11 protein-coding genes and 4 pseudogenes are annotated in these 19,405 nt (G+C 69.0%); 6 read left to right on the top strand and 9 right to left on the bottom strand.

Going from position 1 to position 19,405, the window contains the following annotated elements; translation table 11 throughout:
• Nucleotides 1-34: 34 nt before the first annotated feature.
• From ACH4SE_RS17380 to ACH4SE_RS17365, 4 genes are all read right to left on the bottom strand, one after another.
• Nucleotides 35-922, bottom strand: coding sequence for a spermidine synthase (locus tag ACH4SE_RS17380; RefSeq protein ID WP_398544246.1), 888 nt, complete (start codon nucleotides 920-922; stop codon nucleotides 35-37).
• Nucleotides 923-1,115: 193 nt separating this feature from the next.
• Nucleotides 1,116-2,294, bottom strand: coding sequence for an elongation factor Tu (tuf, locus tag ACH4SE_RS17375; RefSeq protein ID WP_398544245.1), 1,179 nt, complete (start codon nucleotides 2,292-2,294; stop codon nucleotides 1,116-1,118).
• 303 nt (nucleotides 2,295-2,597) lie between these two features.
• The gene (locus ACH4SE_RS17370) at nucleotides 2,598-3,212 is read right to left on the bottom strand and encodes a flavin reductase family protein (protein WP_398544244.1); all 615 of its coding nucleotides are present in this window, start codon (nucleotides 3,210-3,212) and stop codon (nucleotides 2,598-2,600) included.
• Between the two features lie 409 nt (nucleotides 3,213-3,621).
• Entirely contained in the window at nucleotides 3,622-4,578 is a 957-nt protein-coding gene (locus tag ACH4SE_RS17365; protein ID WP_398544243.1) for a GlxA family transcriptional regulator, read from the bottom strand.
• Nucleotides 4,579-4,692: 114 nt separating this feature from the next.
• Between ACH4SE_RS17365 and ACH4SE_RS17360 the strand changes: the two genes are divergently transcribed.
• Entirely contained in the window at nucleotides 4,693-5,661 is a 969-nt protein-coding gene (locus ACH4SE_RS17360) for an NADP-dependent oxidoreductase (RefSeq protein ID WP_398544242.1), read from the top strand.
• A 9-nt stretch (nucleotides 5,662-5,670) separates the two neighbouring features.
• Here ACH4SE_RS17360 and ACH4SE_RS17355 read toward each other — a convergent pair whose 3' ends face one another.
• Nucleotides 5,671-7,107 carry an NF041680 family putative transposase gene (locus tag ACH4SE_RS17355; RefSeq protein ID WP_398544241.1) on the bottom strand — a complete coding sequence of 479 codons (1,437 nt, stop codon included), beginning with the start codon at nucleotides 7,105-7,107 and terminating at the stop codon, nucleotides 5,671-5,673.
• A 132-nt stretch (nucleotides 7,108-7,239) separates the two neighbouring features.
• Nucleotides 7,240-7,908, bottom strand: coding sequence for an HAD family hydrolase (locus ACH4SE_RS17350; RefSeq protein ID WP_398544551.1), 669 nt, complete (start codon nucleotides 7,906-7,908; stop codon nucleotides 7,240-7,242).
• A gap of 149 nt (nucleotides 7,909-8,057) precedes the next feature.
• Here ACH4SE_RS17350 and ACH4SE_RS17345 point away from each other — a divergent pair.
• Both ACH4SE_RS17345 and ACH4SE_RS17340 read left to right on the top strand, forming a co-directional pair.
• Nucleotides 8,058-8,701, top strand: a pseudogene (locus ACH4SE_RS17345) (transposase family protein); the annotation flags it as partial.
• 581 nt (nucleotides 8,702-9,282) lie between these two features.
• A complete protein-coding gene (locus ACH4SE_RS17340; protein ID WP_398544240.1) occupies nucleotides 9,283-10,107 on the top strand; it encodes a WD40 repeat domain-containing protein in 825 nt (274 codons plus the stop codon).
• Nucleotides 10,108-10,294: 187 nt separating this feature from the next.
• On the opposite strand, the gene ACH4SE_RS17335 is transcribed toward ACH4SE_RS17340, so the two are convergent.
• Together ACH4SE_RS17335 and ACH4SE_RS17330 are read right to left on the bottom strand one after the other, a co-directional pair.
• Entirely contained in the window at nucleotides 10,295-11,152 is an 858-nt protein-coding gene (locus tag ACH4SE_RS17335) for an IS5 family transposase (RefSeq protein ID WP_398544550.1), read from the bottom strand.
• Nucleotides 11,153-11,550: 398 nt separating this feature from the next.
• Nucleotides 11,551-11,679: pseudogene (locus tag ACH4SE_RS17330) on the bottom strand (flavin reductase family protein); the annotation flags it as partial.
• 1,015 nt (nucleotides 11,680-12,694) lie between these two features.
• On the opposite strand from ACH4SE_RS17330, the pseudogene ACH4SE_RS17325 reads away from it, so the two are divergent.
• The 3 genes and pseudogenes from ACH4SE_RS17325 to ACH4SE_RS17315 form a co-directional block, all read left to right on the top strand.
• Nucleotides 12,695-13,099, top strand: a pseudogene (locus tag ACH4SE_RS17325) (cellulose-binding domain-containing protein); the annotation flags it as partial.
• Nucleotides 13,100-13,162: 63 nt separating this feature from the next.
• Nucleotides 13,163-14,104, top strand: a pseudogene (locus tag ACH4SE_RS17320) (non-reducing end alpha-L-arabinofuranosidase family hydrolase); the annotation flags it as partial.
• Between the two features lie 428 nt (nucleotides 14,105-14,532).
• Entirely contained in the window at nucleotides 14,533-16,542 is a 2,010-nt protein-coding gene (locus ACH4SE_RS17315) for a family 43 glycosylhydrolase (RefSeq protein WP_398544239.1), read from the top strand.
• A gap of 305 nt (nucleotides 16,543-16,847) precedes the next feature.
• Here ACH4SE_RS17315 and ACH4SE_RS17310 read toward each other — a convergent pair whose 3' ends face one another.
• Nucleotides 16,848-19,265, bottom strand: a complete 2,418-nt coding sequence (locus ACH4SE_RS17310; protein WP_398544238.1) for a glycosyl hydrolase family 95 catalytic domain-containing protein — start codon at nucleotides 19,263-19,265, stop codon at nucleotides 16,848-16,850.
• Nucleotides 19,266-19,405 lie beyond the last annotated feature (140 nt).

Here is a 19,405-nt window from a genome sequence, read left to right as displayed (position 1 = left end):
CCGGAGCGCTTGCCGTACGGGTGCGGGGCCGGCGTCAGCCGACGGTGAAGGCACCCTCCGGGGGCGGCGGGGAGGGGCTGGCGTCGGCGTCGGTCACGGGGGCGGCGGCGCCCGTCAGACGGGCCAGGCCGGGACCGTGGACGACGCGTGCGGGGAAGGCGTCGGCGGCGCACAGCCGCGTCAGTCCGGCGACGGGCAGCGGGTGGCGGCCGGCCGCCAGGACGGCGTTGCCGTAGCGGCGCCCGCGCAGCACCGCGGGCTCGGCCAGCAGGCACATGTCGCCTCCGTCCGGGGCCTGAGCCGCGAGCGCGGCCCGTACCGTGGCCAGCTGGGAGCGCAGGAAGGCGAAGGGCGCGGCGTCGGCGAGGTTGGCGACGTAAAGACCGTCCGGGCGCAGCACGCGCAGCGCGTCCCGTACGAACTCCACCGAGGTCATGGCTGCGGGCACGGTGGAGCCGCCGAAGACGTCGACCACCACGAGGTCGGCGGTGCCGGTCCCGGCCGCGGCGGTCCACGCGCGGGCGTCGGCGGTGTGCACGGCCGGCGCGGGATCGGGCAGTGGCAGCACCTCCGCGACGAGGGCGGTGAGCCGCCCGTCCGCCTCCACGACCTGCTGCCGCGAACCGGGCCGGTCGTGGGCGATCAGGCGCGGCAGCGTCATCGCGCCGCCCCCGAGGTGCACCGCGTCCAGCGGCCGCGCTCCGGGGAAGGCGGCGTCGACGGCGTACGCGATCCGGCGCACGTACTCGAATTCCAGGTGCGCGGGGTCGTCGAGGTCCACGTACGACTGCGGGGCGCCGTCGACGGTGAGCAGCCACGCGCGGTCGCGGTCGATGTCCGGGAGCAGGCGGGCGGTGCCGAAGTCGGTCTCGCGCGTCACGGGCACGCGGCCCGGCCCGCCGGAGTCCTCGTGGTGGTCCATCGGGCCATTGTCGCGCGGCGGGTCCGGCCGGCCGGCCGCCGGTGCCGGCCCCGGCATCCCGTGCGGCGCGGCCGGGGTGACGGCTCACCGCCGCCGGGGTACGCCGCCGGCCGGGGCGCGGGCCGCCGCTGCCCGGTACGGCGGACCGTACCGGGCGGCGGCGGGGCCGGACCACCGGCACCGGGGTGGTGCGTCAGAGCAGCGCGGTCACCGTGCCCGCGCCCACCGTGCGCCCGCCCTCGCGGATGGCGAAGCCGAGCCCCGGCTCCAGCGGCAGCGCGCGGCCGAGGTCGACGGTGACCTCGGCGGTGTCCCCGGGCAGCGCCATCGGCACCTCGCCGAGGTCGACGTCGCCCACCACGTCCGCGGTGCGGATGTAGAACTGCGGCCGGTAGCCGGAGGTCACCGGGGTGTGCCGGCCGCCCTCCGCCGCGGGCACGATGTAGACGCGCGCGGTGAAGCGGCGGTGCGGGCTGACGCTGCCGGGCGCCGCGACGACGTCGCCGCGCCGCACCTGCCCGCGCTGCACCCCGCGCAGCAGCAGCGCCACGTTGTCGCCGGCCTGCGCGGAGTCCATCGGCTTGCCGAAGGTCTCCAGGCCGGTGACGACGCTGGTGAGCGGCTCCCCCGCGGCCGCGTGCAGCTCGACGCGGTCGCCGGGCGCGATCGTGCCGCGCTCGACCGCACCGGTCACCACGGTGCCGCGCCCGGTGATGGTCAGCACGTTCTCGACCGACAGCAGGAACGGCGCGTCGGTGTACCGCACCGGCACGGGCACGTACGCGTCGACGGCGTCCAGCAGCTCGCCCGTCGCGGCCGTCCAGCGCGGGTCGCCCTCCAGCGCCCGCAGCCCCGACACCCGCACGACGGGCAGCTCGTCGCCCGGGAATCCGTGCGCGGTCAGCAGCTCGCGCACCTCCAGCTCGACGAGGTCGGTCAGCTCCGGGTCTCCGGCGTCGGCCTTGTTGAGGGCGACGACCACGTGCCGGACACCGATCTGCCGGGCGAGCAGCACGTGCTCGGCCGTCTGCGGCATGACGCCGTCGAGCGCCGAGACGACCAGGATCGCGCCGTCCAGCTGGGCCGCGCCGGTGATCATGTTCTTCACGTAGTCGGCGTGCCCCGGCATGTCGACGTGCGCGTAGTGACGGTTCGCCGTCTCGTACTCGACGTGCGCGATGCTGATGGTGATGCCGCGGGCGGCCTCCTCCGGCGCCCGGTCGATGCGGTCGAACGGGACGAAGGTGCCGCTACCGCGGTCGGCCAGAACCTTGGTGATGGCCGCGGTGAGGGTGGTCTTGCCGTGGTCGACGTGGCCCATCGTGCCGATGTTGAGGTGCGGCTTGGTACGCACGTACGCCTGCTTGGACATGACGGTGTCTCCTCCTGGGACGCCGGGTGAGTCGGGAACCCCTGGCCGGTCCGACCCTCCCCGTGCGGGGTCCCACCGGACGTCGGTCCGGGGAGGGTCAGCGTCGGGCGCCGTCGAAGGATGCGTTCGCGTTCCGGCCGGCCGGGGCGGCGTTCGCACCCGGGGCGGAGCAGGCAGCCTTCGACGCCGCGACCGCTGCCGCGGTGGCGTCTGCGAGGAAGGCGAGCCGGAACATGCCACGATCATGGCCCGCCGGCCCGTGCGGCGTCGAAGGGTTTTCCCGGCCGCGTCCCTACCGCCCCGTCAGCGGCGGCGCCCCTCCTCCCACTCGCGGACGGGGATCCGCGCGATCTCCAGCACCTCCCCGAGGGTGCCCCACTCGTCCTTCCCCATCCGGGTGAGCGGCCGCATGCGCTGGACGTCCGGGTGCCCCTCCGTCAGCATCGCCTCGGACACCGCCGCGTGCACGACCCGTCCGAACACCACGGTCGAGTCCCCCAGCCGCACCGTGCTGTGCATCTCGCACTCCAGGGCCACCGGCGACGCCGCCACCCGCGGCGGCTTCACCCGCGCACTCGGCTCCCGCGCGATCCCCACCTCGTCGAACTCGCTGACCCCGCGCGGGAAATCCGTCGCGGTGGCGTTGACCTCCTCGAAGAGGTGCTCGGGGGCGAGATTCACCACGAACTCCCCCGTCTCCTCGACGTTCCGCAACGAGTCCTTCCGCCCGACCGAGGTGAACTGCACGACGGGCGGATCCACGCAGGCGACGCTGAAGAAGCTGTGCGGGGCGAGGTTGTCGGTCCCCGCCGCCGACGTCGTGGACACCCAGGCGATGGGCCGCGGGACGACCGTCGCCGTCAGAAGCCTGTAGAACGCGTTCCGGCCGAGCTGCTCAGGATCGAAGTCGATTCGCATGCGCCTCAGTATCCCGGCGGGCGCGCGCGAGCCTGACGACGGATCGCCGCACGGCCAGACCCGGCGCTCTGCGGAAAGTGCCCGGTCGCGGACGGCACGAGCACCGGAGCCGAACTGCACGAGCACGACCCCCCGTCCCTCCGGGACGACCTGGTGATCCCGCCCCAGGCGACGGGCCACGGCGTCACCCTCAATCCCTTCGACCAGCTGTCCACCTACCGCCCCAAGCTCCCCCGGCGCGTACCTGCGCATCAGAAGCTAGGCGGCTCAGCGACGGCGCTGCGCTACTCGGACCTCGGCGAAGATTGGTTCCGCCAGACCTGACGTGCAGCCGGGGGTTGCAATGAAGGCATCGACGTGTTCCCGGGCTTGCGCCGAGGAATCGTCAAATCTCGTGGACAGGCGTGCTTCAGGTATGGAAGGTGCGGCGGTAAGCCGCAGGTGAGATTCCGATGGCGGCGCGTAGATGCTGCCGGAGGGAGTTGGCGCTGCCAAACCCGGCGCGCTGGGCGACGTGATCGATCGATAGATCACTGGTCTCGAGCAACCGTCGGGCCAAGTCCAGACGCTGGGTGGTCAGCCAATGGCCCGGAGTCATGCCCACTTCGGCGCGGAAGCGGCGGGTGAAGGTCCGGATACTCATCCGGGCGTGGGCGGCGAGTTCGGACAGCGGCAGCGGCTGATGCAGGCGGTCGAGCGCCCAGGCGCGGGTGGCGGCGGTGGTGGCCGATGACGGCTCGGGTACGGGCTGCTCGATGTACTGGGCCTGGCCGCCGTCGCGCCAGGGCGGGACGACACAGCTCCGTGCTACTTGGTTGGCCACCGCGCTGCCGTGATCGCCGCGTACCAGGTGCAGGCAAAGGTCCACCCCTGCAGCGGCACCTGCCGAGGTGAGGATGGCACCGCTGTCCACGAACAGTACGCCCTGATCGACTTTCACCTGCGGGAAGGTTTGCTGGAAGTGCTCGGCTTCCTTCCAGTGCGTGGTGGCCGATCGGCCGTCGAGCAGGCCCGCGGCGGCCAGCACATAGGACGCCGTGCAGATCGACACGATGCGGGTGTCCGGCCGGGTGAGCTCGAGGGCTCTAGCCAGAGACTTCGGCAGGCGACCCTCGTCGCGGATCACTCCGAGGGCGTTGGAAGGCGGAATGACCAGGGTGTCGGCAGTGGCGAGCGCCTTCGCGTCGTGCTCGACGGCGATGGCGAAGCCGGCGTCAGTGTTCACAGGCCGACCGTCCAGGGTGCAGGCGATCACCTCGTAGAGCGGCTGGCCGTCCGGTGACAGGGCGCTGCCGAAGATCCGCGCCGGGATGCCCAGCTCGAACGGGATGACGCCTTCAAGAGCGAGGACAACCACACGGTGCATGGCCAGATCCTGGCACATGATGACTCTCGGGCCACTACTGGTCGGGCGGTCCTTCACGCAGTCTGGTTCCGGGCTGCACGACAGAGTGCGGCACGGAGCGTGAACGGACACCTGATGCACAAAAGCACCCCCGCCGCCACACGGATGCGCGCGATGACCCTGCGATCCTGGGGCGGCCCGGAGGTCCTCACCGAGACTGATGTGAACCGCCCCGAGCCCGGCCCAACGGAGATCCTGGTACGGGTGCACGCGGCTGGGGTCAACCCGACCGACTGGAAGTCCCGGGCCCACGGGGGCCTTGGCCTGTGGGGCGAGCCGATCATCCTGGGCTATGACGTGTCCGGCGTGGTCGAGGCAGTAGGACTCGGAGTGACGCTGTTTCGGCCTGGCGACGAGGTGTTCGGCATGCCGCGCTTCCCGTACCAGGCGGGCACCTATGCGCAGTACGTGACCGCCCCCGCACGGCACTTCGCAGCCAAACCGAATACGATCGACCATGTGCAGGCGGCCGCTCTGCCGCTGGCCGCGCTGACCGCGTGGCAGGCTCTGACCGAGACTGCGAGCCTCCAGCCCGGGCAACGCGTCCTGATCCACGCAGCCGCCGGTGGCGTCGGTCACCTGGCCGTGCAGATCGCCAAGGCGCACGGCGCCTACGTCATCGGCACCGCCCGCGAGGCCAAGCACCCGTTCCTGCGAGGCCTGGGCGCCGACGAACTGATCGACTACACCCAGGTGGACTTCGCCGAGACGACCCGCGACATCGACGTCGTCCTCGACACCATCGGCGGTGACTACGGACCGCGCTCACTGCGGGTACTGCGCAAGGGCGGCGTCCTCATCTCGCTGTCCTCGCCAACCGACACGCCGCCCGCCGACGAAGCCGAAGACCGCGGCCTCCGTTCCGGGTTCATGCTCGTCGAACCGGACTACGCGGGAATGAAGGCCATTGCCGGACTCGTTGAGACAGGGAGACTGCGCGCCGAGATCGACACAGTCCTGCCCCTGGAACAGGCGGCCAAGGCGCACGAACACGGCGAGACCGGGCGCACCACCGGAAAAATCGTCCTGGTTGTTGCTCAGTAAGCTTGTTCTTCAACCTTTCCGATCTTGATGCTCGGCCATGGTGAGGTCGCGTTTGATGGTCTTTCCGACGTCGTGGCGGGGTGCGGGCGTGCGGTTCTCGGAACCGGACGGGCGTCCGGGGCCGGGTTTGCCGGGTTTGGGTGCACCGGCGGGGAGGGTGATCATCGGGCGGATGTTCCTGAACCCTCGGCGGACGCGGGCCGGGGTGAGCCGGCCCGGGATGGCGGGCTTCTTCCCAGGGGCGGCGGATGTCCTCGGCGAGGGTCCGGGCGAGAAGAGTTGAGTGTCGGCGGCGATGACGATCCAGGTCCAGCGGCTGGCCGCCTCGGGGTCGCGGAGTCTGGGACGGGTCCAACCGAGGGTCTGTTTAAACAGTCGGAAGGTGTGCTCAGGATCGAAGCGGCGGAGGTAGGACTGCCACCAGCGGTCGATGTCGGCGGCGGTGGCATCGGTGGCCGAGGACCACAGCCAGACTGGCTTGGGGTCGCGGTCGCCGGGCAGGTAATCGACCTCCAGCCGAATCAACGTGCCCTCAGTGACAGGCAGTTCGCCTTCGTGGCCGAGCCAGCAGGTGCGGTGGGTGAGCCGAGGGTGCACGCGGTCCCAGCTGTCGGCGGTGGCGGCGCCGTAGCGCGTGGTGGCGGTCGTGGTGGTGTGCTGCGGCGGGGGCCAGGTAGCGGGCTTGTTCAGGGCGAACTCGGGCCCGCGCTTGGGCGGGCGCCCGTTGGTGCCATGCAGTCGGGGCGGCTTTGGGAGCCGGAGGACCCGGTCGGAGCGGATGCGGCCGAAAAGCTCCATGGGCAGGTCCGCGAGCACGAACGCCAGGCGGGTGACGTCGTAGCCGCCGTCCATGACCATCAGGACGTCAGGTTCTCCCTCAGCCCAGTGCCCTGCCGCGACCAGACGCTCGACGACGGACCGCAGCTGGTCGGCGGTCACCGCCGTGGCGTCGTCCTCAGGCCCGAGCCGGACCGCGTCCAGGATCCCGGTCCAGGAGGCGCGACCGTTCTCCAACGCGACGACGAAGGAGTAGGGCCAGCCAGGTATGAACTGCGCGGCGTTCTTCGCCCGCCCGTGGACGTGACAGAACAACCGGTCCGGGGTGGTCACTGCGTCCGATCGCAGCCACGAACTGACATCCACGGCCAAGACGATCCGCCCGCCCGCGGTGCGGGGCAGCGGCAGCTCGGCTAGCGTCGCCCGCAACTGGTCCGCCTCGATCCGGCCGCAGTTCAAGGCGCCGTAGAGCGCGCCATGACCACGCCGGTGCTCGGGTGCGAGCGCCAGGTCGACCAGGGCCTTGATCGGACCGTCCGTGCACAGCAGGGCGTCGGCCAGTTCGAACAGCGCGTCCGCGCGGGCCGTCAGACAGTCGTAGAGATCCTGCCGGAAGCAGGAAAGCGTGGACAGTGCCTCGACGCGTACAGCGTCTTCCAGCACATTCACCCTCACGGCCCTTGTTGTGATCACGTGCCTCCTGGCCGAAGTACATGGTCACGCAAGGGTCGTCCTGATGTCCGGGGAACAGTCAGGTTCCGGCGGCTATCGACGGTTCGACGCCGGCTCAGACGGTCTCAGCTACTGCTCCGTGCCGCTGTCAGTGCCCGTGCCGCGGGCGAAGGCGGTGATGTCGTTCGCCGCCTCGCACAGAGTTGTGTAGTGACGATGCGCACCGTCGACGGCGGCGGGTGTGTTGACGCTCCACACCGTCATTCCTGCCCTCAGTCCAGCCTGCACCCCAGAGGGTGTGTCCTCGATGACCAGGCAGTGCCTCGGCGAGGTGTGGAGTCGCTCCGCTGCCAGCAGATAGGGGACGGGGGACGGCTTGCCCTCATCGACAGCGGCCGCGTCCACGATCACCTCGGGCACCGGCAACCCCGTCCGGACGAAACGCCCGCGGACCCGGTGGTCGTAGTTCGAGGTGACCAGCGCCCAGGCTTCCAGCGGAAGGTCGTGCAGCAGCTCGGCGGCACCGTCGAAGGCCGTGTACACGCCGGAGCGGACGTCTTCGTCCTCCAACTCGTGCAGGAGCGTAAGGCACTCCTGGGGGTTCCGGTCCGGCAGCACGACGGCGAATGTCTCCAGCGGCCGAGTCCTCAGCGCGACTTGGTAGACCTCGTCGGGGTTCAGGCCGTATCGAGCCGCCCACATACCCCAGACCTGCCGTTGGTTTCCCAGAGCATCAATCAGCGTGCCGTCGACGTCGAAGAGAACGGACCTCTTGGGCCGCACCGGCCGATGATCAATATCCACCAGCCGATCATGCCATCCGCCCCGTGCACCCACTGAGCCTCTTCCAACCTGCCGCTGGGAGCGTGCAGTTGGGGTGACAACATGGCGAAGCCCCTGGTAGATGGGTTTTCGACCAAGAAATCCGTCTCCACCAGAGGCTTCGCGTGCTTGTCTACCCGTCGGGCGTCGACGTGTCCAGTTCTGCCCTGCGCTTCCTGTCCGCCAAGCTCCGCCAGCGCGCCGCCGGGAGCTCGGCACCTGCTGGCGGCGCCTGGGTGCCGACCGCCAGGCCCTGCTCACTCTCGTCCATCTCCGCAACGGCCACCCGTATGCCCAGCTCGCGGCTGGCTTCGAAGTCGGGACCGCGACGGCATACCGCTACGTCACCGAGGCCGTGGACCTCCTGGCCGCCCTCGCACCCACCCCGGCCGGTGCCGTCCGCACCGCGTCGATGAAGGCGTTCGTCCTTCTGGACGGCACGCTCCTGCCCATCGACCGCATCGCCGCGGACCGGCCCTTCCACTCGGGGAAGCACAAGAAACACGGCATGAACGTGCAGGTCCTCACCGATCCGTTCGGCCGACTGCTGTGGGTCTCACCGGCCCTGCCCGGCGCTGTTCACGACCTACGCGCAGCCCGCGAACACGGCATCGTCGACGCCCTCGCCCAAGCCGACATCCCCTGGTGGGCCGACAAGGGCTACCGAGGCGCCGGCGGAACCGTCCGCATCCCCTGCTGGGGACGATGGGAGACCCTCTCCGCCGGTCAGAAGGCGGTGAACCGGTCCCACACGAAGATCCGGACAGTCGGCGGCGCGTCTTGTACATCCCCTCGTTGATGCAGCGAGCGGGGCTGCCTGCGCCGTTTCTTGGTCCGACCCCCCAGTCCGTGCTGTTGTCACACGAAGCTGCGTAAGCTTTCGTGGGGAGTAACGCATTTTCCACCGGGGAAAACAATGCTGCAATCATGACCAATGCCATGACAGGTAGAGTTGACGGAGTGAGTCGATCCGAAATACTCGCGATTTACCCATGGGGAAGGATGCTAGCCCTATGTGAATCGCGTCGACAAGAAGAATCTCTGCCCTCCGATGAGGGTCCGAAACGCGGAACGATCCATTCCGGAGGCGGGGAAACCGGAGGGGATTATTCCGATATGATTTGGTCGTTATTCTACGAAACGGCCATATTGTTGGGAGGCGCTATACTTGACCTTGTCTCCTGGTATTGTGCTCGGGTAGCGGGAACGGTGCGTGAGAACGGGGGGAGGATTACGGCGATGGCTGAGCCGTGGAGATTGTCGCCGGACACGTTGCCTGTGCAGCGGGTTGTGCGCGCCGGGCTGCTGAGCGAGGCACGTTGGCCACCTCGCCCTAGGTCCGCTGTCCTGGTGCGAGATGCGGACACAGGAACATTCGCGGGCGTCGAGTGCGGGCGCGACGGATGGGAGACGCAGGTGGCGGCGCTGTCCGGAGACGGTACGCGCATCGCCTACATCACCTGGTCGTATTCCACGGCCGTTAGATACATCGTCGTCCATACCTTGGCTGACGGCTCGGAGATGCGGTTCGACGAGTCCGACGAGGGCACGGACTGGTGTGTTGCGTTCTCTCCGGACGGACACGAACTGGCTGTACTCTCCTCCACCAGAGTCAAAAGCCCTGAATACCGCTTCGGAGAGAAGTGGATGATCGTCTGGATCATCGACCTTGCAACAGGCGGACGCCGGAAGCTGTGGTCAGGACCGGGCGGGCTGCCGGCGGAACGGCAGATCGGCTGGTCCCCCGACGGGCACTACATCGTCATCGCCCACGCCGACACCGACGACCAACTAGCCGTGACGATCCTCGAAGCCGCCCACGGATACCTCGTCAACCAGATCTCCGATAGGGAGATCCTTTCGTGCCCCCAAGGCGCGTGGGCGAGCGACCAGGAAGTTGTCCTGTTCCCCGAAGAGGTCGACTACAATCAGACACCCGTACCGCCCACCCTCATCACGAACGTTGTGACGGGTGCCATCCGCGGTCCCGAAAACACCCCCGGTCTTCCTGATTGCACTTTCGCTCTCACTCACGGGCGCATCGTTGGGGCCTTCACGCCAGACAGCCTCAGCATCATGTCCCTCGACGGCAGTGATTCGCACACCCTCCTGACCTTCGACGAGCAAGTGGTTTTTAACCTCATCGACGTCGCCCGCGAAGTAGAGATACTGTAACTAAAATGGAGGGATACAACTCGCGGTACTCTGCTTCCTCTCGGGGAGAGGATAGAAAATCATCCAGAGGCTCGTGTCTCTCCGGAGTGCGGCGGCAGGTTTGAAGGCATTGGCATGCGCACTGAGGTTTTCTCAGGGCTCGTTTGAGATCGGTTCAGAGAATTCGTCGTAGGGGTTTGGGGCCGGGTCAGGTGGCGGGTCCTCCGCGGGTGAGCCGGCGGAGTATCACGTCGGTCATGGCCCAGCGGATCATGGTCCCGGAGTGTGCCGGGTCTCGTTCGTAGTCGCCGGCGAGGCGTCGGCGCACGGTGATCCAGGCGAAGGTGCGCTCGACCGCCCACCGCTTGGGCTGGACGTGGAAGCCGCGTTGTCCGGGCTGCTTGCGGACGATGTCCACGTCGCGGCGCAAGGTGTCGGAGGCCCACTGGACGAAGCGGCCGGCGAAGCCCTGGTCCGCCCAGAACTTGAGCACGGTGGGATGGTCCAGGCGGGTCCACAGCAGTGGCCGCCTCCCGCCGTCGCGGTCCTGGACACTGGCGGCGACAACGTGCACGGCCAGGAGCACGCCGAGGGTGTCGGTGACGATGAACCTCTTGCGGCCCCTGGTCTTCTTGCCCGCGTCGAACCCGCTGGTGGCCTTCGGTACGGTGTCGGCCGCGCGGACGGACTGCGAGTCGATCAGGCCGGCGGGCGGTTCCGGGCTGCGGCCGTCGGCCTGGCGGACCTTGACCCGCAACGCGTCGTGGACCTTCTCCACCGTGCCGTCGTCGTGCCACCAGGTGAAGTACCAGTACACCGTCGGCCAGGGCGGGAAGTCCTTGGGCAGGTACCGCCACTGGCACCCGGTACGCGCCAGGTACAAGATCGCGTCCACGATCCGCCGACGCGGGTGCTTCTCCCGCCGGCCGCCCTTCGAGCTCGTCCTCGGCGCGGGAAGCAGCGGCTCGATCAACGCCCACTGCTCATCGGTCAGATCAGACGGGTAGCCGCCCCTGCCAGCACTCACACACCACCCAACGAGCCACCCGGACGGCCGACACGACAGATCTCAGACACGCTCTCAGGCGCCGGTCCCGGCCGGATCAGCCCCGAGCTGTCGCTCCCTCACCAGTTGTCTCCGTTACCCTTGCCGTCGTCCCCGCGCCAGCGGGGGTTCTCCGATCGAGATGCACGCGCCGTGCCTCGACGCGGCGTCGTCCCTGCGCCAGCGGTGATCCCCAGCCCTCGTCGGTCTCGGGGTCGTAGTGCACATCGTCCCCACGCCAGCGGGGGCTCTCCTGTCTCGATGTCGATGCGCGGGTGCCACCTTGGGGCGTGTTCCGAACCAGGCGGCCCCTAACGGCATCCGTACCCGCCGAGCAGCGAACCGGACCGGTTGCGGCAGCCCGCCGCAGCGGATAGCGTTCCCCGCCTACCGACACCGCTTTCCACCGAACGTCGCAGGGCGAGGTTGTCGGTCCCCGCCGCCGACGTCGTGGACACCCACGCGATGGGCCGCGGGACGACCGTCGCCGTCAGAAGCCTGTAGAACGCATTCCGGCCGAGCTGCTCAGGACCGAAGTCGATTCGCATGCGCCTCAGTATCCCGGCGGGCGCGCGCGAGCCTGACGACGGATCGCCGCACGGCCAGACCCGGCGCTCTGCGGAAAGTGCCCGGTCGCGGACGGCACGAGCACCGGAGCCGAGCTGCACGAGCACGGCCCCCGTCCCTCCAGGACGACGTCGACCGCCGGCACGAGGACACCGAGGACACCCGCCGCCACCTGCGATGGGGCCCCTTCGCGCGCATCTGCCGGCGGCCGTTCCTTACGGTGGCGCCGAGCGGTGAAGCGGAACATTGCTCCCGAGGCTGCTACCTGTGCAGACCGGCTCACTCGCGTCTGCGTCCAGCGCCGGTCCAGCGGTCATGGCGGCGGTGCTGGTGCGGCCGGAGCGGACCTCCGGCAACGGCTGAGCTCCTCCGCCGACGCCACGCTTGCCCGTGTCCGCCCCGCGCCCGGCCTGAATCACCCGCCCGGCGGGCGAGCGGAGGGTACCTCCCGGCCAACCTGCCCGCCGTGCTCGACTCGACAGCGGGCCTCGACGACCTGGAGGTCGCCACGGCGGCGTCGCGGGCCGGAACGGGAGCGGGCCCGGCGGGTCACGGCAAGCGGCTCGACTGCGTTGCAGGTCGGGGGAACCTCGGCGATCCCGCCGCCCCGACCGTCGAGGATTTCTGTACCGGAGCGTTGACCTTCGGATGCTGCAGGTCCACACTTGCCACCGTTTCGTGTCAGTCCCTTCCTGGCGCTGAGACAACTCCGACAGCTGTCAACCCTCGTGAACGGCCCCCCACCGTGTTCCTCGTGGCGGTGCGCTCAGCCGCGTGCCCCTCGGAACCGCCAAGAGACGAGGTCGAAGTGATCCCAGAGACCCGTTGTTCCTCTCCTACGGTGCGGCGCTGCCGCGTGCGCCGCCGACCGCTGCCGCGTGCCGCGGCGGCAGGCGGCACAGGGGGTGGCAGTTCGGTGCCGCAGGCCGGCACCGGCCTTCGGTTGTTAGCGCTATCAATGGTCCCTTCGGGCTCATCACTCAAGGAGTACGTTTCATGAAGCGCACCCATGTGGTCAAGCGGCGACAGCCGTTGCTCATCGCATTGCTCTCCACCGTTTTAGCGGCTGCGGGCATCTCGTTCGTGGCGACATCGGCGCAGGCGGCCAGCGGCTGCCAGGTCGACTACAGCATCACGAACACCTGGCCCGGCGGGTTCGGCGCCAATGTGAGCGTTACCAATCTGGGAACCCCGATCACCAGCTGGCAGCTCTCCTGGGCCTTCGCCACGGGACAGTCCATCACCCAGCTGTGGAGCGGCACCTACACCCAGAGCGGCACCCAGGTCAGCGTGACCAACGCTTCCTACAACGGCAGCCTGGCGACCGGCGGATCCACCAGCTTCGGCTTCAACGGCACATACACCGCCACCAACCCCATCCCCACCACGTTCACCCTCAACGGGACCACCTGCACCGGCACCGTCACCACCACACCACCGACGAGCCCCACCACCACCCCACCGACGAGCCCCACCACCACGCCACCGACGTCGGGTGGGACGTGTTCGCTGCCGTCGTCCTACCACTGGTCGTCGACGGGCGCGCTGGCGCAGCCGGCGAACGGGTGGGTGTCGCTGAAGGACTTCACCAACGTCGTCTACAACGGCAAGCACCTCGTCTACGCCTCGAACCACAACGCGTCGTCCTACGGGTCGATGGCCTTCCAGCCCTTCACCAACTGGTCGGACATGGCCTCGGCCCCGCAGACCGGGATGAGCCAGTCCACCGTGGCCCCCACCCTGTTCTACTTCGCACCCAAGAACATCTGGGTACTGGCATCCCAATGGGGCGCGACACCCTTCTTCTACAAGACATCCAGCGACCCCACCAACCCCAACGGCTGGTCGTCCTCACAACCGCTGTTCACCGGCAGCATCTCCGGCTCCGGGACCGGCCCCATCGACCAGACCCTCATCGGTGACGGCCAGAACATGTACCTGTTCTTCGCCGGCGACAACGGCAAGATCTACCGGGCCAGCATGCCCATCGGGAACTTCCCCGGCAGCTTCGGCTCGAACTACACCACCGTCATGAGCGACACCCAGGCCAACCTCTTCGAGGCCGTCCAGGTCTACAAGGTCCAGAACCAGAACCAGTACCTCATGATCGTCGAGGCCATGGGCGCCAACGGACGCTACTTCCGGTCCTTCACCGCCTCCAGCCTCAGCGGCACCTGGACCCCCCAGGCCGCCAGCGAGAGCAACCCCTTCGCCGGCAAGGCCAACAGCGGCGCCACCTGGACCAACGACATCAGCCACGGCGACCTCGTCCGCAACAACCCCGACCAGACCATGACCATCGACCCCTGCAACCTCCAGTTCCTCTACCAGGGCATGGCCAAGGGTTCGAGCGGCGACTACGGCCAACTGCCCTGGCGCCCCGCAGTCCTCACCCTGCAGCGCTGACCTCTGTCAGGTTCCCCCGGGGAACGTATGGCCCTCGGCTGTGCCACGTGATCGGTGGTGGCGACGGCACCCGTCGTCGCCACCACCGATCCACGGGACCGGGCCGCTGGTACTGAACGCACCTGGCGTACGGCCGCCGTTCCTCCGGGGCCGATCGGACGGTGCAGCGACCGGATCCACCCCCGCTCGTCGACCGGCACGACCGGCACGGCGACGCCTCCTGCCGCCGCTCGGGCGAAGGGGGCGCGGTCGCAGGGCCGGGACGTCGGTGCAGTTCGGTGACCGCACCGACGAGGTGCCGGGGTCCGAGGCCCCGTTGCGGCTCCGGGGGCGGTCACTGACCGGGCCCATCCGGGTGATGGCGGCCGCCGTGGAGATCCTTCCCGCGCAAACAAATGCCCGCACGTTGAACACTCAGGGAGAATCCCGTGGAACGCAAACGCAGAAGACCGCACTTCAGGACGTGGCTGATCGGCGTGGTCTGCACCGCGCTGGCCGCCGTGGGCATCTCGTTCGTGGCGACATCGGCGCAGGCGGCCAGCGGCTGCCAGGTCGACTACAGCATCACGAACACGTGGCCCGGCGGCTTCGGCGCCAATGTGAGCGTTACCAATCTGGGAACCCCGATCACCAGCTGGCAGCTCTCCTGGGCCTTCGCCACGGGACAGTCCATCACCCAGCTGTGGAGCGGCACCTACACCCAGAGCGGCACCCAGGTCAGCGTGACCAACGCTTCCTACAACGGCAGCCTGGCGACCGGCGGATCCACCAGCTTCGGCTTCAACGGCACATACACCGCCACCAACCCCATCCCCACCACGTTCACCCTCAACGGGACCACCTGCACCGGCACCGTCACCACCACACCACCGACGAGCCCCACCACCACCCCACCGACCAGCCCCACCACCACGCCGCCGACGACCACCCCACCGACCACGTTCAGCAACCCCGTGCTCTGGGAGGACCTCGCCGACGCGGACGTCCTGCGGGTGGGTGACACCTACTACTACTCGGCCTCGACGATGCACTACTCGCCCGGAGCCCCGATCCTGCGCTCCTACGACCTGGTCCACTGGGAGTTCGCCGGCCACTCGGTGCCCTCGCTCGACTTCGGCGAGAAGTACAACCTGAACGGCAACGGTCGCGCCTACGTCAACGGCGTGTGGGCCTCCTTCCTGAACTACCGCAAGAGCAGCGGGAAGTTCTACTGGGGCGGCTGCATCGACTTCAACAAGACGTACATGTACACCGCCTCCTCGGTCGAGGGCCCCTGGACGCGCGGTTCGGTGATCAACAACTGCTACTACGACGCCGGAATGCTCGTCGACGACGACGACACGATGTACGTCGCCTACGGCAGCGGCACCCACTCCGTCGCCCAGCTGTCGGCCGACGGACTGAGTCAGGTCCGCAGCCAGACGGTGTTCACCGACCCGTCCAGCACCGGAACGACCGAGGGCAACCGCATGTACAAGGTCGGCGGCGCCTACTACATCCTCGTCGACCACCCGGCCAACGCCGAATACGTCCTGAAGTCCACCAACGGCCCCTTCGGCCCGTACACCGAACAACCGCTGCTCAACAACGTCGGCACCCCCATCGTCGGCGGTGGCGTCCCGCACCAGGGCGGCATCGTGCAGACCCAGAACGGCGACTGGTACTACATGGCCTTCGTCGACTCCTACCCCGGCGGACGCGTCCCGGTGCTGGCCCCCATCAAGTGGAACTCCAGCGGATGGCCCGTGCTCCAGACCGTCAACGGAGGCTGGGGTGCCACCTACCCGTACCCGAACCTGCCGGCCCCGCCGCGTACGGTGAAATCCCCCACGGGCACCGACACCTTCACCGGGCCGGCTCTCGGACCCGAGTGGGAGTGGAACCACAACCCCGACAACACCAAGTGGTCAGCGAACAACGGCCTGACCCTGCAGACCGCGACGGTGACCAGCGACCTGTACTCGGCACGCAACACGCTGACCCACCGGATCCTGGGACCCACGTCCACCGCGACGGTTCCGCTGGACTACTCGGGCATGCACGACGGGGACCGGGCGGGACTCGCGCTGCTGCGCAACTCCTCGGCCTGGATCGGCGTCAGACGCGACAACGGCACCACCCGCCTGGTGATGACCAACAACATCACCATGGACGGCAGCTGGAACACCACCAGCACCGGCACGGAAGTCGCGAGCACGGCCCTGTCCGGAGGCAACGTCTGGCTGCGCGTCAACGCCGACATCCATCCGGGCACCGGCAGGCAGGGGCACTTCTCCTACAGCACCGACGGCGTCAACTTCACCGCCTTCGGGCCGGGCTTCACGATGGACAACAGCTGGCAGTTCTTCATGGGGTACAGATTCGCCCTCTTCAACTACGCAACGCAGGCACTCGGAGGCTCGGTCAAGGTCGGGCAGTTCACCCTGTCCACACCCTGACCCGCCGCCGGTACGCCGTTCACCAAGCGGGCACCCGCGCTCACGCGCGCGGGTGCCCGCTTCCGCGCCGTCGTCGCGCCAAGCCAGGTTCACAGCGACGCGGCCGGGATCGTGCCCGGTCCCGCCTGTGCACGCGGAAAGTGCCTTCCTGCTGGTACGACCGGACCTTGGACAAGCCTCGTCGTTCCAGCTCAGAAGGCACTTTCGCTGTCCGGTTGCGGTGCGGTCGCGACCCCGGACGAATCGTGCAGGTCAGCGGATCAGCGACGCTCGACGCAGACGACGCCGCAAGGTGTCAGAGAGCGTCAGAGAGGCGTGATCACATACTCCCCGCCTGCCTCGGTCTCGAACACGGCAACAGTGCTTTCGGGGCGCGTCACTTCTGTGCCCGCGCCGCCTGTGGAATGCACGGTGACCGGTGCGGCGGTGCGCAGTCGGACCGTGCCGCCCTGACGCGCTGCCAGGTGGGCGTGGGTCAGCGCTCCGTCGAGCCAGGCGAGGCTGACGGTGAGGCCGCCGCGGGCGAGGAGGCCTGTGACCCGGCCCTCGGGGAGCTGCGGCGGCAGGGCGGGCAGCAGATGCACGTCACCGGTGTGGGACTGGAGCAGCCATTCGGCCACGCCCGCGGTGGCGCCGAAGTTGCCGTCGATCTGGAACGGCGGATGCAGGTCGAAAAGGTTCGGGGCCGTGTGGTCGGTGGTGAGCAGGTCGGTGAGGAGCTTGTAGGAGCGGGCGCCGTCTTCCGCGCGTGCCCAGAAATTGATCTTCCAGGCGAGGGACCAGCCGGTGCCGTCGTCGCCACGCATCGAAAGGGTCTTCAGAGCGGCCTGGAAGAGTTCCGGGGTGTTGCGCTTGGTGATCTGGTTGCTGGGGTGCAGGCCGTACAGGTGGGAGATGTGGCGGTGCTGCTGCTCGGGCGCGCCCGCATCCCAGTCCTGCTGCCACTCCTGCAGCTGTCCCAGGGCGCCGATCTTCATGGGGGGCAGCTGGGCGCGGGCCTGGCGTACCCGGTCGGCGTACGGGCTGGTGGTGCCGAGCGCGTCGCAGGCGGCGAGGTAGCCGTCGAAGAGGTCGCGCAGGATCTGGTTGTCCATCGTCGGGCCCGCACATGCGGACGCGTCGGGGTGGTGGGCGTTCTCGGGCGAGACGGACGGGCAGGTCACCAGGTAACCGGTGGCGGGGTCCGGGACCAGCGCATCGAGGAAGAAGCGGACCGCTCCCTCTACGACGGGTAGCCGTCGGCGCAGGGCTGCGCTGTCGCCGGTGAAGCGGTAGTGCTCCCACACGGAGGTGGCCAGCCATGCGCCGCCGGTGGGCCACATCCCCCAGAAGGCCCCGTCCACGGGCGCGGTGCCGCGCCAGACGTCGGTGTTGTGATGGGCGACCCAGCCGTCGGCTCCGTACTGGACCCTGGCGGTCTTCTGTCCGGCCTGGGCGAGGTCGTCGAGCAGGGCGAAGATCGGCTCCCAGCACTCCAGGAGGTTGGTGGTGGGCGCGGGCCAGTAGTTCATCTCCGTGTTGATGTTGATCGTGTACTTGGAGCTCCAGGGCGGGGACAGCTGGTCGTTCCAGATGCCCTGCAGGTTGGCGGGCTGTGTACCGGGCCGGGACGAAGAGATGAGCAGGTAGCGTCCGAACTGGTGGTGCAGGGCCACCAGTTGCGGGTCTTCGGTCTGGGAGAACGCGGCCACCCGCCGATCGGTCGGCGCCGCCGCCGCCTCCGTGGTACCGAAGTCGAGGGTGACGCGGCGGAAGAGCGCGCGGTGGTCGCGCACGTGCCGGGAGCGCAACTGCCCGTAGGAGGTGTCGGCTGCGGCGTTCAGCGGGCGCTCGGCGCGGGCACGGTGGTCGCCTGAGACGTCCCGGTAGTCGTTGTAGCTGGTGCCGACGGACACCAGCAGGGTCACCGCGTCGGCCCTGTCCACGGCAAGCGTGCCGTTCTCGCTGCGCACGACGCCCCCTTCGGCACGGGCACGGACCAGGGCGCGGAAGCGGACCCCGCCGGTGACCCCCTCACGCGTCTGCCCAGTCCCCTCCAGAGCGGCGGTGATCCGGTCCGGGGAGGACGTCTGGGCCTGCTGCGGGCTGTCGAAGGTTGCGGTGAACGACAGGGCACCGGGGGTATCCGCGGTCAGCCGGACCACCATCACCTGGTCGATATGGCTGGCGAACGCTTCGCGACGGTATGCCACTCCATTGCGGACGTACGCCGTGGTGGCTACGGCGGAGTCCAGGTCCAGTTCACGACGGTAGGAGCTGACTGCACCTGTGCCCGGGATCGTCAGGCGCAGGTTGCCGACTGTCTGGTACATCAACTCCCCGACCGGGTTGCCCAGGAAGGTGGAGTTGATCAGGTCCTGAGCGGATTCCCACTCGCCGGCGAAGACTCGGCGCCGGATCTCGGGGAGGTTCGCCAGGCCCTGAGGGTTGGCGGGTTCGTAGGGGCCTCCCGCCCACAGGGTGTCTTCGTTCAGCTGGAACTGCTCGGTGTCCACTCCGCCGAACACCATGGCGCCGAGGCGGCCGTTGCCGAGCGGCAACGCCTCCAGCCACTCACCGGCGGGCTTGTCGTACCAGAGGGCGAGGCGGGAGGCCTCGGGAGTGACGGCATCCTCCGTTCCTGAGGCACTCTGCGGCGCGGCGGCCGCCACGGCGGGCGGGAGGCCGACGGTGAGTGCGGCGGACGCGCCTGCGGAGGCAACGAGAAACTCTCTTCGTTCCATGGGAATGCCTGCCTTTCGATCGCGGGTTGGGCTGGTCGTCAGGAGTTCACCTCGCCGGTACGGAGGCTGGACTCCGGACCGTGGCCACCGCAGCCCCAGAAGGGCGGCGGGGCGTGCTCCTGCGCCTCGCCTCCGGTGGT

Origin of the sequence: Streptomyces sp. NPDC020983 (assembly GCF_044333485.1) — a bacterium.
GTDB lineage: Bacteria > Actinomycetota > Actinomycetes > Streptomycetales > Streptomycetaceae > Actinacidiphila.
This window is presented reverse-complemented; position numbering and strand designations above follow the sequence as displayed.

Coding starts and splice junctions, on each gene's coding strand:
- ACH4SE_RS17380 (WP_398544246.1), bottom strand. CDS start 922: ATGGACCACCACGAGGACTCCGGCGGGCCGGGCCGCGTGCCCGTGACG.
- tuf (WP_398544245.1), bottom strand. CDS start 2,294: ATGTCCAAGCAGGCGTACGTGCGTACCAAGCCGCACCTCAACATCGGC.
- ACH4SE_RS17370 (WP_398544244.1), bottom strand. CDS start 3,212: ATGCGAATCGACTTCGATCCTGAGCAGCTCGGCCGGAACGCGTTCTAC.
- ACH4SE_RS17365 (WP_398544243.1), bottom strand. CDS start 4,578: ATGCACCGTGTGGTTGTCCTCGCTCTTGAAGGCGTCATCCCGTTCGAG.
- ACH4SE_RS17360 (WP_398544242.1), top strand. CDS start 4,693: ATGCACAAAAGCACCCCCGCCGCCACACGGATGCGCGCGATGACCCTG.
- ACH4SE_RS17310 (WP_398544238.1), bottom strand. CDS start 19,265: ATGGAACGAAGAGAGTTTCTCGTTGCCTCCGCAGGCGCGTCCGCCGCA.